The sequence below is a fragment of the Photorhabdus heterorhabditis genome, from assembly GCF_018448905.1.
GTDB classification, from domain to species: domain Bacteria; phylum Pseudomonadota; class Gammaproteobacteria; order Enterobacterales; family Enterobacteriaceae; genus Photorhabdus; species Photorhabdus heterorhabditis.
The window spans coordinates 277,007-289,786 of the sequence record NZ_RCWA01000001.1; the positions used below are offsets into that span (position 1 = coordinate 277,007).

The window sequence follows — 12,780 nt, forward strand, 5'->3', positions numbered from 1 at the left end:
GCAATTTGAAATCTATGGGGTATAATATAGTGAAAAGAAGTGATGTTAATAATAATGGATATTTTGGTTTAATGAAATTTAATTATGAATTTTATATTTAGGAATAATATGGGAATATTAGGTGATGTATTGATGTTGTTGAAAAATAAAGCGGATTGATTTCTCCGCTTTATTAAATATTATGGGCGAAAATATTTATCCATTAAATTCATGCATCATTTGTTCTAGTTGTTCCTGAATTTCCATCCATTCTAATTCAGTTTCTTCCAGTTTTGATTTGGCTTGATTTTGTTTTTGTAGAAATTCAGTCAATTCAGTTTTACGGCTGTTATCGTAAATAGCGCTGTCTGAAAGTTGATTTTCTAATGCAACCAGTTCGTCACTCAGTTTCTCCATCTGTTTTTCCAGATGAGTCAACTGTTTGCGTAATGGCTGCGTTTGGTTGCGGAAGTCAGCTTGACGCCGTTTTTGATCTTTTCTCTCTTGAGCACTTTGGCTGGAAGGTTCCTTTTCCTTATTATTACCTTCACGCAATTGCTGATTTTGTTGGCGCTGTTGATCTGTCAGCCATTGCTGATAATCGTCTAAATCACCATTAAAAGATTCTACCCGGCCATCGTGAACTAAATACAGCTCATCTGTTGTTGAACGTAGTAGATGCCTGTCATGGGAAACCACAACCAGCGCACCATCAAAGTCGATCAACGCTTCTGTTAGTGCTTGACGCATATCCAGGTCGAGATGGTTGGTTGGTTCATCAAGCAACAGAAGATTAGGACGTTGCCAAACCATCAATGCTAAAACCAAACGTGCTTTTTCTCCCCCGGAAAAACGTCCGCTTGGATCAGTAACCTGATCGCCTTTAAAACCAAAGCCACCCAAATAATCCCTGAGTTGCTGTTCTGTTTCTTGTGGCGCAATACGTGCTATATGCTGTAAGGGGGATTCATCAGCTCGTAAATATTCCAATTGATGTTGGGCGAAATATCCCAGTTTGATGCCTTTGGCTAATTCTACTTCTCCATTCTGGGATTTCAGTTCATTAGCTAGCAGTTTAATCAAGGTGGATTTGCCGGCACCGTTACGTCCAAGCAGACCGATGCGCGAACCGGGAACCAAATTCAATTTGATTGAACTTAAAACTGTCCGCTCGCCGTAGCCAGCACTGACTTTTTCCATTTTCAGTAGTGGATTAGGCAGGCTTTCCGGTTTACGGAAACTGAAATGGAATGGATTATCAACATGGGCAGGGGCTATCAGCTCCATCCGTTCCAGCATCTTGATACGGCTCTGAGCTTGTTTGGCTTTACTAGCCTTGGCTCGGAAACGGTCAATATAGCTTTGCAGATGGGCAACTTTCTCCTGCTGGCTCTTATAGAGCGCCTGTTGTTGTGCCAGTTTGGTAGCACGTTGGCGTTCGAAAGAGGAGTAATTACCGCTGTATTCAAACAGAGATTGTTGCTCAATATGGAGGATCTTGTCGGCAACCGGGTCCAGGAAATCCCGATCATGGGAGATAAGGATTAATGTGCCGGGATAGCTTGTCAGCCATTTTTCCAACCAAATAACCGCATCCAGATCAAGGTGGTTAGTGGGTTCGTCAAGCAATAATAAATCAGAGCGGCAGAGTAGTGCTTGGGCCAAATTGAGGCGCATACGCCATCCACCAGAGAACGCACGTACGGGTTGATCAAGCTGTTCTTGAGAGAAACCCAGACCGTGAAGCAGACTGGATGCTCTTGAACGGATAGTCCAGGCTTGAATCGTGTCCAATTGACTGTGTAGATGGGCGATGAGATTGCCATTATTTTTTTCATTGGCTAGCTGCAATTGCTGTTCTAATTGACGGAATTCTCGATCACCATCAATGACATATTCCAGCGCTGGCGTTTCTAGTGCGGGTGTTTCCTGATTCACCCAAGCCAATGCCCAGTTATTGGGAAAAGTAAATGTGCCTGCTTCAGCTTGAAGCTCATCTTTTAGTAATGCGAGTAAGGTAGATTTGCCACAGCCATTTTTCCCTACCAGACCAACTTTCTGTCCGGGATTGATAGTGGCGCTGGCATTGTCCAGCAAAACACGAGTTCCGCGACGAATTTGTAATGAAGAGAAAACAATCATAAGTGTCGTTTGTATATAATATGTTAAATTAGGAATAACGGACAATAAGCGTCCGGTTTTATAACTTTGTGTGCATGGTAACGGAAAATACGTGTTCTGACACGTTCTTGAGGGGGTAATGATGTTACAGCCGCCTAAAGTCCTGCTGCTGTATGCCCATCCAGAGTCACAGGATTCAGTTGCAAACCGCGTTTTGTTACAACCTGTGCTGGATTTAGAGCATGTTACGGTTCACGACTTATACGGAGCTTATCCAGATTTTTTTATTGATGTGCATTATGAACAACAACTGCTGCGTGAGCATCAGGTGATTGTTTTTCAACATCCACTATATACTTACAGTTGTCCTGCTTTATTAAAAGAGTGGATGGATCGTGTGCTGACTCGGGGATTTGCCAGTGGCATTACCGGGTTGGCGTTACAGGGGAAATACTGGCGTTCAGTGATCACAACCGGAGAGCCAGAAGGGGCTTTCCAGCCTGATGGTTATAACCTCTATCCGATGGAAGAGATTCTTCGCCCTTTTGAACAAACCGCATCTATGTGCCGTATGCATTGGCTACCGCCAATAGTGATTTATTGGGCACGTCGTCAAAAACCTGAACTTCTTGCCATCCATGCTAATGCTTATCGTGAGTGGCTCAAATCGCCATTGTCATTCGGAGGGCTATAGCTTATGGAGCATTCAGCGCAACTAAGCGCCAGTATATTATTTTTATTTGCTGCTGTAGTGGCAGTGCCAATCGCACAGAAATTCAGGATTGGTGCAGTATTAGGTTATTTATTGGCAGGGATCGTCCTGGGTCCATGGGGATTGAGCTTTATCAGAGATGTTGATGATATTCTTCATTTCTCTGAGCTTGGGATTGTTTTCCTAATGTTTATCATCGGTCTTGAGCTTAACCCTTCCAAACTCTGGCAGCTCAGGCGATCTATTTTTGGTGTCGGTGCGGCTCAGGTTATTCTGACCGCAGGAGTGTTGGCCGCACTTTTATATCTGACAAATTTTGCATGGCAGGCGGCGGTTATCGGTGGTATCGGTATGGCAATGTCCTCAACGGCAATGGCTTTGCAACTGATGAAAGATAAGGGGATGAACCGCAATGAGGGCGGGCAGCTTGGTTTCTCAGTTTTGCTGTTTCAAGATATCGCGGTGATCCCGGCTTTAGCATTGATCCCACTTCTGGCCGGTGAAACCGCATCCAGTGACTGGTATCGGATCATGCTGAAAATTGCCGCTTTTGCTGGCATGTTGCTGGGTGGCCGTTATCTGTTACGCCCGCTGTTCCGTCTGGTTGTAAGATCCGGAGTACGTGAGGTATTTACTGCGGCAGCATTACTGGTTGTACTCAGCTCGGCGCTGTTTATGGAGGTGCTTGGTTTTTCCATGGCACTGGGGACCTTTATCGCCGGGGTATTATTAGCCGATAGTGAATATCGCCATGAACTGGAAATATCCATTGAACCATTTAAGGGCTTGTTGTTAGGGCTGTTTTTTATTTCGGTAGGGATGTCCTTAAATTTGGGTGTGCTACTGATACATCTGACGGATGTGTTACTTGGTGTGCTGGTTTTGGTCGTCGTAAAGGGTATCGTTCTTTATCTTATCGCGTTGATTTCTGGTTTACGGAATTCATCTCGCTTGCAATTTTCCGGCGTACTTAGCCAGGGCGGAGAATTTGCCTTTGTGTTGTTTTCTGCGGCACTGAGTCAGAATGTTCTTAATAGCGGGCAGATGGCTTTGTTGTTGGTAGTGGTAACACTATCAATGATGACAACGCCGCTGGTGATGCAATTGATAGATGCTATTCTGGCACGCCGTTATAATGCCCAGGATGAGATGGATGAACAGCCATTTGTGGAAGATAATGATCCGCAAGTGATTTTAGTGGGTTTTGGTCGGTTCGGGCAGGTCATCGGCCGTCTTCTGATGGTGAATAAAATCCGCATAACGGTGTTGGAACATGATGTCAGTGTTATCAGTACCATGCGACGTTATGGCTACAAGGTTTATTATGGTGATGCGGCTGAATTAGAATTGCTACGTGCAGCAGGTGCAGATAAAGCCAAGGCGATTGTGATCACTTGTAATGAGCCGGAAAATACCATGATGATTGTTCATTTATGTCAGAAACATTTCCCGAATCTGCATATTATGGCGCGGGCCAGAGGGCGCTTGGAAGCGCATGAACTGCTGCAAAGTGGGGTAGAAAATTTCACTCGTGAAACTTTCTCCAGTGCATTGGAATTGGGCCGTAAAACGCTGGTCGGGTTGGGAATGCATCCGCATAAGGCTTATCGTGCAAAACAACACTTTCAGCGATTAGATATGCGGATGTTGAGAGAACTGATGCCACAGCTACAGGGTGATGTGGCTCACATATCCCGTATAAAAGAGGCGCGGCGAGAATTAGAAGAGTTGTTTGAACGGGAAATGCTGAATGAGCGTCGCCAACCGGATGGTTGGAATGAATATGAATAAGTGGAGCGAATCATGTCAATAAGCCGAAAAAGATTTATTGCTGGTGCTGTCTGTCCGGAATGCCATTCTCAGGACACATTGGCAATGTGGCAGGAAGATCAGGTGGATGTGGTGGAATGCGTCCATTGTGGTCATCAGCAACGTCAGACTGATGATAAAGTAACCTCTCATATCAGAAAGCAAGAGCAGGTTATTGGTATTTTTACACCACAATAATGGTGTGAATTTTAATGCCGGTGAGTACAGGGGCTTAGAATTCCGCTACAATCGGTAAAATTTTTAGACCCACGGGTAGGAGATGTCATGAAAGTAGCAAAAGACTTGGTAGTCAGCTTGGCTTATCAAGTAAGGACGGAAGAGGGTGTTTTAGTTGATGAGTCACCGGTGAGTGCACCGTTGGATTATCTGCATGGCCGTGGTTCGTTGATCAGTGGTTTGGAAAAAGCGCTGGAAGGTCGTGAGGCTGGTGAGAGTTTTGATGTCAGCGTGCAAGCTGATGATGCCTATGGTCAGTATGATGACAATCTGGTTCAACGTGTGCCAAAAGATGTCTTTGTCGGTGTTGATGAACTGGAAGTGGGCATGCGTTTCCTGGCTGATACCGATATGGGACCAGTACCCGTAGAAATCACTGCGGTTGAAGACGAGCATGTTGTGGTTGATGGTAACCATATGCTGGCGGGACAGAACCTGAAATTCAATGTTGAAATTATTGCTATCCGTGAAGCGACTGAAGAAGAACTGGCTCATGGTCATGTTCACGGTGCGCATGGTCACGAGCATGGCGAAGGTGGTTGCTGTGGTGGTCATGACCATAACCATGACGATGGTCATCATCATAATGACGGACACGGATGCTGCGGTGGCGGCGGTTGCCACTGATAAGTGAAGATGGTGTGGTGTTAACGCCTTCATCATTAGCCGTCAATCATAATCGCAGGAAGATATGCATCAGCGATTACAGTAGATAAAGTTCTTACGGAATTCTTTACTGTCGTTGCGAGATTCTTTGCCCCGTACTACGAGTGGTGTGGGGCAATATTCGTGAGTTGGTCTTTCTTTCAAAGAAAGGGGAACTGCAGATGAAAACCCCTTATTGCACCGTAGATGAATGAGGATTTCCAAAATTTACTGCTGTCGATGGTATTCGATATAAGCTCCTGCCGAATAACTGGAAATATTTAACAGGAGAGGCTTATTTATGGGCGTATATACCCGTTATCTTTCAAGTCGCTTCTTTAATGGGCTGCATTCACTCACCCCGGTCACCCCGGTCACATAGTTATCTATGCTCCTGGGGATTCGCTCCCTTGCCGTCGCGATCCATCTTGAAATCCATTGGGTATAGATACATCTGCTTGTTGGTAATTGGTGTTTACAAAATCAGTAATGAGGTGGAGGTGTTTCTTCTGACGGTGAAGCCACCATTGACGGCTGAGAGGCTTTCAATCGCTCTGTCATTAACCGCAAATGTTCTCTTAATTTAGCCATTTCCATCTGCTGCTCAGTGACTACCTGATTCAGCTCTTCAATGGTTATTTCCTGAAAGGCAACGCGACTTTCCAATTGTTCAAGTCGTTGTTCAAACTCTGATAGATCCATGATTTTCTCCCATTTCAGGCTGTGTATTATCCGTGTTAGGCTATTTATATTAATTAAGAGTAACTCATTATGCCCAGAATATTCTGTGGAATACGGTTGTTATGAAACCTCTTTTCATTAATGTTGTCTCAATGGTTTTGGGGCACTAGAAGCGGCAAATATTGTGTTGTGCTGCTGTAGGCAGTTATAGTGACTCGATTGCATAATTTTTGCTGATGGTAAATATCCCCCAAAGTTATTGGAGAAACAGATGAAATCATTGTTTAAAGTTACTCTGCTTGCCACTACGCTGGCAGTGGTTTTCAGTGCTCCCCAGGTACTGGCTGCCAAAGCAGATGGTCAAAGTATAGAACTGAATAGCGCATTTAAAACGGAAGATCAGCAAAATGCTTATGCTCTGGGAGCATCTCTAGGGCGTTATATGGAAAACACCTTGAAAGAGCAGAAATCTCTGGGTATTCCATTGGATAAAGATCAGTTGTTGGCGGGGGTGCAAGATGCTTTTAAGGACAAAAGCAAACTGACTGATAGCGAAATTGAAAATACTCTGCGTGCATTTGAAGGCAAAGTGAAGTCTGCGGCTGAAGCTAAAATGGAAAAAGAAGCCAGCGATAATGAAGCTAAGGGTGCTAAATATCGTGAAGAATTCGCTAAGGAAAAAGGGGTCGTCAAGAGCCAAACCGGTCTTTTATATAAAATAGAGAAGGACGGTAGTGGTAAAAAACCTGCGGCAAGTGACACAGTAGTCGTAAACTACAAGGGTTCATTGATTGACGGTAAAGAATTTGATAGCTCATATAAACGTAATGAGCCACTTTCTATTCGTCTGGACGGTGTTATCCCAGGTTGGACAGAAGGTTTGCAGAATGTGAAAAAAGGTGGAAAAATTAAACTGGTTATTCCACCAGAGCTTGCTTATGGTAAAGCTGGTGTCCCAGGTATTCCTGCAAACTCTACATTAGTATTTGATATTGAGTTACTGGATGTGAAAGCGGATACTAAGGCTAAGTAATCTTTTAGCTAAATATTTTTGATGAATTGTGTAGATGAAACCGTTGGTAGAGATTCTGTCAACGGTTTTTTGTTACTGAAAGCTGTGATAGAGGCCAAATGTCTGAGTGGCAATGGCTTGACGATGATGTCATGTGGTTTTAACGTCAATATCTAATGTAAGTGCAAAGATCTTTGACTGAGATCTCTGTTAAGTTGCAACAGTTGAATTTTCACAAGAAATTTTTATAAGTTTATCACGTTGTGTTTTTAGCAAGACGTTGTCTGCGTTTGAAGGATGGTGTATTTAATGTCTAACCCGTTATTATCTGGTGATATCAGTGATATCGACTTACTGGAAAACCAACCGTTTACTGAAACGGATCGCGAAATTTTAAAATCTTATGAAGCCGCAGTTGATGGCTTGGCTATGCTGATTGGTGGGCATTGCGAGATTGTCTTACATTCACTGGAAGATCTTAAATGTTCAGCGGTCAGAATAGCTAATGGAGAACATACCGGCCGTAAAATAGGTTCACCTATCACTGACCTTGCTCTGCGTATGTTGCACGATATTACAGATGAAGATTGTAGTGTATCCAAAGCCTATTTCACCCGGGCGAAAAGTGGTTCATTGATGAAGTCAGTCACGATTGCGATTCGCAACCGGAATCGCAGAGTAATCGGCCTTCTGTGTATTAATATGAACCTTGATGTCCCTTTCTCTGAAATTATTCAAACATTTATTCCAGAGGAAACCCATGATGTCGCTCCAAATGTAAACTTTGCATCATCAGTGGATGATTTGGTTGCACAAACGCTGGAATACACGATCGAAGAAGTTAATATTGATCGCAATGTATCCAATAATGCTAAAAATAGGCAGGTGGTTCTGAATCTCTATGAGAAAGGCATCTTTGATATTAAAGACGCGATTAATCAGGTTGCTGAGCGTCTAAATATTTCTAAACATACGGTTTATCTCTATATTCGCCAGTTTAAAAATGGTGAATGCTTAGGGCCTGAGCGGTAATGTCGTCTCTGTCTTATTGTCTGCTGGTAACGGGGCCTGCATATGGTACCCAACAAGCCAGCAGTGCTTACCAGTTCGCACAAACTTTGATTGAGATGGGACACAAACTCAATACCGTATTTTTTTATCGGGAAGGGGTTTATAACGGCAATCAATTGACTGCACCTGCCAGTGATGAATTCAATTTGGTGAGTGCATGGCAGATGATGGCAACAGAGCATCAGTTTGGCATGCACATTTGTATTGCCGCTGCCCTTCGCCGTGGTGTCCTTGATGCTCAGCAGGCTAATGAATTGAATTTACCCGTAGCAAACTTGGCTGAAGGGTTTGAATTAAGTGGATTGGGAACGCTGGCTGAAGCCATGCTGACCTGCGACCGAGTGGTGCAATTCTGAGAGGCAAAAATGAAAAAAATTGCTTTTGTCTTCACTCAAGCACCTCATGGTAATGCGGGTGGCAGAGAAGGGTTAGATGCATTACTGGCGACTTCGGCATTAACTGAACATATCGGTGTATTTTTTATTTCTGACGGTGTATTCCAACTGTTACCGGATCAGCGACCTGACAGAGTACTTGCCAGAAACTATATCGCTACTTTTAAGGTTTTGCCTTTGTACGATATTGAAGCATGTTATTTGAGCCAGGAGGACCTGATCACGCGTGGATTAAGCTCGGCTAACCGTTTTATTCTGGATGTGGAAGTGATACCAGCAGAAACAGTTCGCGAGAAACTGGTTGGCTATGATGTTGTGCTGACATTTTAAGCTATTGGAAGGACAATGATATGTTATATACTATTGGCCGATCGCCTTATCAATGTGACTTCAATGCGATATTCAATCTGCTTGCTGGTGGTGATGATATACTGTTTATTCAGGATGGTGTATTAGCAGGAATTGAGAACAATTGTTATCTTCCGGCGTTGATCAGCAGTGGTGTTACATTGTATGCGCTGAAAGAAGATATTGAGGCGCGGGGGTTGGTAGGTCAGGTTTCAGACAAAGTGCAAGTGATCAATTATACTGACTTTGTTAACCTGACAGTAAAACACCATCAACAATTCGCTTGGTAGTCAGAGAAACACTGTATATTTCTTGACACCCCGGCGAGTCAGCCATAAAATTCCGCGTCCTCGTGTTTTGCCGTCAGGGCAGACAAGAGATTTAATCCGTGTTTACGAAGCAAAAAAACCAGGAGTTTTTTTAATAATGGCAACTATTAACCAGCTGGTGCGCAAACCCCGTAGCATGAAGGTTGCAAAAAGCAATGTTCCTGCTCTGGAAGCTTGCCCGCAGAAGCGTGGCGTATGTACTCGCGTATATACCACTACCCCTAAAAAACCAAACTCCGCACTGCGTAAAGTATGTCGTGTGCGTTTGACTAACGGTTACGAAGTTTCTTCCTACATCGGTGGTGAAGGCCACAACTTGCAGGAACACTCCGTAATTCTGATCCGTGGCGGTCGTGTTAAAGACTTGCCAGGTGTGCGTTACCACACTGTTCGCGGTGCACTGGACTGTTCCGGTGTTAAAGACCGTAAACAAGGTCGTTCTAAGTACGGTGTGAAGAAGCCAAAGGCTTAATGGTTCTCCGTTAAGTAAGGCCAAACATTTTCACTTTAATGTCAAAATAAACTCGTAGAGTTTTGGACAACCCTGAATTCGAAACGGAGTATTTCCATGCCACGTCGTCGTGTAATTGGTCAACGTAAAATCCTGCCAGATCCAAAGTTCGGATCTGAATTACTGGCCAAATTTGTTAATATCCTGATGGTAGATGGTAAAAAATCTACTGCAGAAGCAATTGTATATAGTGCGCTTGAGACCCTGGCTCAGCGTTCTGGTAAAGAACATCTGGAAGCATTTGAGCTCGCACTGGATAACGTGCGTCCAACCGTGGAAGTAAAATCCCGCCGTGTTGGTGGTTCTACTTATCAGGTTCCAGTTGAAGTTCGTCCGGTTCGTCGTAATGCTTTGGCAATGCGTTGGATCGTTGATGCTGCTCGTAAACGCGGTGATAAGTCTATGGCCCTGCGCCTGGCGAACGAATTATCTGATGCAGCTGAGAACAAAGGTTCTGCTGTGAAGAAACGTGAAGACGTTCACCGTATGGCAGAAGCTAACAAGGCGTTCGCACACTACCGTTGGTAATCCTATCGTAGTGATGATGCCCTGGGCGGCTATTCTGCCGCCCAGATTTAAATTGAACGTCCTAGGAATAGAGGAATCAAATGGCTCGTACAACACCCATTGCACGTTACCGTAACATCGGTATCAGTGCACACATCGACGCCGGTAAAACCACCACTACCGAACGTATTCTGTTCTACACTGGTGTAAACCATAAGATCGGTGAAGTTCATGATGGCGCTGCTACTATGGACTGGATGGAACAGGAGCAGGAGCGTGGTATTACCATCACTTCTGCTGCGACAACTGCTTTCTGGTCAGGTATGGCTAAGCAGTTTGATGCGCATCGTATCAACATCATCGACACCCCAGGCCACGTTGACTTCACCATCGAAGTAGAACGTTCCATGCGTGTTCTTGACGGTGCCGTAATGGTTTACTGTGCGGTTGGTGGTGTTCAGCCACAGTCTGAAACCGTATGGCGTCAGGCGAATAAATATAAAGTTCCACGTATCGCGTTCGTTAACAAAATGGACCGTATGGGCGCGAATTTCTTACGCGTTGTTGAGCAGATCAAAACTCGTTTGGCTGCAAACCCAGTGCCTCTACAATTGGCAATTGGTGCCGAAGACGTTTTCACCGGTGTTGTTGACCTGGTGAAAATGAAAGCTATCAATTGGAACGATGAAGATCAGGGAACTACCTTCACTTATGAAGATATTCCAGCTGATATGCAGGATCTGGCTGAAGAATGGCGTAATAACCTGGTTGAAGCCGCGGCAGAAGCATCAGAAGAACTGATGGAAAAATATCTGGGCGGTGAAGAGCTGACTGAAGAAGAGATCAAAGCTGGTTTGCGTCATCGTGTTATGACTAACGAAATCATCTTGGTTACCTGTGGTTCCGCATTTAAGAACAAAGGTGTTCAGGCAATGTTGGATGCTGTTATTGAGTATCTGCCTGCGCCAACTGATGTTGAATCCATTAAAGGTCTTCTGCCAGATGGTAAAGATACCCCGGCAGAGCGTCATTCTGACGATAACGAACCGTTTGCGGCATTGGCGTTTAAAATCGCTACTGACCCATTCGTTGGTAACTTGACCTTCTTCCGTGTCTACTCTGGGGTCGTTAATTCCGGTGATACCGTTCTTAACCCAGTGAAAGACAAAAAAGAGCGTTTCGGCCGTATCGTTCAGATGCATGCTAACAAACGTGAAGAGATCAAAGAAGTTCGCGCAGGCGATATCGCCGCTGCGATCGGTCTGAAAGACGTGACAACAGGTGATACTCTGTGTGATATCAGCGCACCAATCATTCTGGAGCGTATGGAATTCCCAGAGCCAGTAATCTCTGTTGCTATTGAGCCAAAAACTAAAGCTGATCAGGAAAAAATGGGTATTGCTTTAGGCCGTTTGGCGCAGGAAGATCCATCATTCCGTGTGTCTACCGATGAAGAATCTGGTCAGACGATTATTGCTGGTATGGGTGAGCTTCATCTTGATGTTCTGGTTGACCGTATGCGTCGTGAGTTCAAAGTTGAAGCGAACGTAGGTAAACCTCAGGTTGCTTATCGTGAAACCATCCGTTCTACTGTTGAACAAGAAGGTAAATTTGTTCGTCAGTCTGGTGGTCGTGGTCAATTTGGTCATGTATGGCTGCGCATTGAGCCAATGGAGTCAGGTGGCAAAGGCTACGAATTCGCTAACGAAATCGTTGGTGGTGTTGTTCCTAAAGAATATATCCCTGCGGTAGATAAGGGCATTCAGGAACAAATGAAAAATGGTGTTCTGGCCGGTTACCCGATTGTTGACGTTAAAGTTGCATTGTTCGATGGTTCTTACCACGAAGTTGACTCTTCAGAAATGGCGTTCAAAATCGCAGGTTCTATGGGCTTCAAAGAAGGCTTCATGAAAGCGAAACCCGTTCTGCTGGAACCTATCATGAAAGTTGAAGTTGAAACTCCAGAAGACTACATGGGTGACGTTATCGGTGACTTGAACCGTCGTCGTGGTATGATCGACGGTATGGAAGATATTGCTACCGGTAAAACCGTACGTGCTCAGGTACCATTATCTGAAATGTTTGGTTATGCTACTGACCTGCGTTCTCAGACCCAAGGTCGTGCTTCTTACTCCATGGAGTTCCTGAAGTACAATGAAGCGCCGAGCAACGTGGCTCAGGCTATTATCGAAGCTCGTAAAGCTAAATAAGTTTTTCGGGTTTAATATCTAGATTCAGCTCCCTCCCAAATAATGAGGGAGCGATACTAAGGAATAGAGTCGTGTCTAAAGAAAAATTTGAACGTACAAAACCGCACGTTAACGTTGGTACTATCGGCCACGTTGACCATGGTAAAACTACCCTGACTGCTGCAATTACTACTGTACTGGCTAAAACCTACGGTGGTAACGCTCGTGCATTCG

General features: G+C 44.4%; 15 protein-coding genes. 13 read left to right on the forward strand and 2 right to left on the reverse strand.

Annotation, left to right across the window (positions count from 1 at the left end; translation table 11 throughout):
* Positions 1 to 195: 195 nt before the first annotated feature.
* Positions 196 to 2,121, reverse strand: a complete 1,926-nt coding sequence (locus tag EAE89_RS01195) for an ABC transporter ATP-binding protein (RefSeq protein WP_054481076.1) — start codon at positions 2,119 to 2,121, stop codon at positions 196 to 198.
* 121 nt (positions 2,122 to 2,242) lie between these two features.
* Between EAE89_RS01195 and kefG the strand changes: the two genes are divergently transcribed.
* From kefG to slyD, 4 genes are all read left to right on the forward strand, one after another.
* Complete coding sequence (gene kefG, locus EAE89_RS01200; RefSeq protein WP_054481078.1) at positions 2,243 to 2,794, forward strand: glutathione-regulated potassium-efflux system ancillary protein KefG; 552 nt, start codon at positions 2,243 to 2,245, stop codon at positions 2,792 to 2,794.
* Between the two features lie 3 nt (positions 2,795 to 2,797).
* The gene (gene kefB / locus EAE89_RS01205; RefSeq protein ID WP_054481081.1) at positions 2,798 to 4,603 is read left to right on the forward strand and encodes a glutathione-regulated potassium-efflux system protein KefB; all 1,806 of its coding nucleotides are present in this window, start codon (positions 2,798 to 2,800) and stop codon (positions 4,601 to 4,603) included.
* 12 nt (positions 4,604 to 4,615) lie between these two features.
* Entirely contained in the window at positions 4,616 to 4,819 is a 204-nt protein-coding gene (locus tag EAE89_RS01210; RefSeq protein WP_054481083.1) for a YheV family putative zinc ribbon protein, read from the forward strand.
* An 87-nt stretch (positions 4,820 to 4,906) separates the two neighbouring features.
* The gene (gene slyD, locus EAE89_RS01215) at positions 4,907 to 5,485 is read left to right on the forward strand and encodes a peptidylprolyl isomerase (protein WP_054481085.1); all 579 of its coding nucleotides are present in this window, start codon (positions 4,907 to 4,909) and stop codon (positions 5,483 to 5,485) included.
* Positions 5,486 to 5,986: 501 nt separating this feature from the next.
* Here the strand turns inward: slyD and EAE89_RS01220 are convergent.
* Positions 5,987 to 6,205 carry a protein SlyX gene (locus EAE89_RS01220; protein WP_054481087.1) on the reverse strand — a complete coding sequence of 73 codons (219 nt, stop codon included), beginning with the start codon at positions 6,203 to 6,205 and terminating at the stop codon, positions 5,987 to 5,989.
* A 250-nt stretch (positions 6,206 to 6,455) separates the two neighbouring features.
* Here EAE89_RS01220 and fkpA point away from each other — a divergent pair, with 250 nt between their 5' ends.
* The 9 genes from fkpA to EAE89_RS01265 form a co-directional block, all read left to right on the forward strand.
* Positions 6,456 to 7,217, forward strand: a complete 762-nt coding sequence (gene fkpA / locus EAE89_RS01225) for an FKBP-type peptidyl-prolyl cis-trans isomerase (protein ID WP_054481089.1) — start codon at positions 6,456 to 6,458, stop codon at positions 7,215 to 7,217.
* A 288-nt stretch (positions 7,218 to 7,505) separates the two neighbouring features.
* On the forward strand, positions 7,506 to 8,228 hold the full coding sequence (locus tag EAE89_RS01230) for a helix-turn-helix transcriptional regulator (protein WP_054481091.1): 723 nt from the start codon (positions 7,506 to 7,508) through the stop codon (positions 8,226 to 8,228).
* A complete protein-coding gene (tusD, locus tag EAE89_RS01235; RefSeq protein WP_054481093.1) occupies positions 8,228 to 8,623 on the forward strand; it encodes a sulfurtransferase complex subunit TusD in 396 nt (131 codons plus the stop codon). Before EAE89_RS01230 ends, tusD begins: the two co-directional genes overlap by 1 nt.
* Before the next feature lie 9 nt (positions 8,624 to 8,632).
* Positions 8,633 to 8,992 (forward strand): sulfurtransferase complex subunit TusC, encoded by a 360-nt coding sequence (tusC, locus tag EAE89_RS01240; RefSeq protein WP_054481094.1) that lies wholly within the window; start codon positions 8,633 to 8,635, stop codon positions 8,990 to 8,992.
* Between the two features lie 20 nt (positions 8,993 to 9,012).
* Positions 9,013 to 9,300 carry a sulfurtransferase complex subunit TusB gene (gene tusB, locus EAE89_RS01245; protein WP_054481096.1) on the forward strand — a complete coding sequence of 96 codons (288 nt, stop codon included), beginning with the start codon at positions 9,013 to 9,015 and terminating at the stop codon, positions 9,298 to 9,300.
* Positions 9,301 to 9,436: 136 nt separating this feature from the next.
* Positions 9,437 to 9,811, forward strand: a complete 375-nt coding sequence (gene rpsL, locus EAE89_RS01250) for a 30S ribosomal protein S12 (protein ID WP_011144815.1) — start codon at positions 9,437 to 9,439, stop codon at positions 9,809 to 9,811.
* 96 nt (positions 9,812 to 9,907) lie between these two features.
* Positions 9,908 to 10,378 carry a 30S ribosomal protein S7 gene (gene rpsG / locus EAE89_RS01255; RefSeq protein WP_012776532.1) on the forward strand — a complete coding sequence of 157 codons (471 nt, stop codon included), beginning with the start codon at positions 9,908 to 9,910 and terminating at the stop codon, positions 10,376 to 10,378.
* Positions 10,379 to 10,458: 80 nt separating this feature from the next.
* A complete protein-coding gene (fusA, locus tag EAE89_RS01260; protein ID WP_149616106.1) occupies positions 10,459 to 12,567 on the forward strand; it encodes an elongation factor G in 2,109 nt (702 codons plus the stop codon).
* Positions 12,568 to 12,638: 71 nt separating this feature from the next.
* Positions 12,639 to 12,780 (forward strand): GTP-binding protein (locus tag EAE89_RS01265; protein WP_072161945.1); only part of this gene is annotated, 142 nt, incomplete at its 3' end.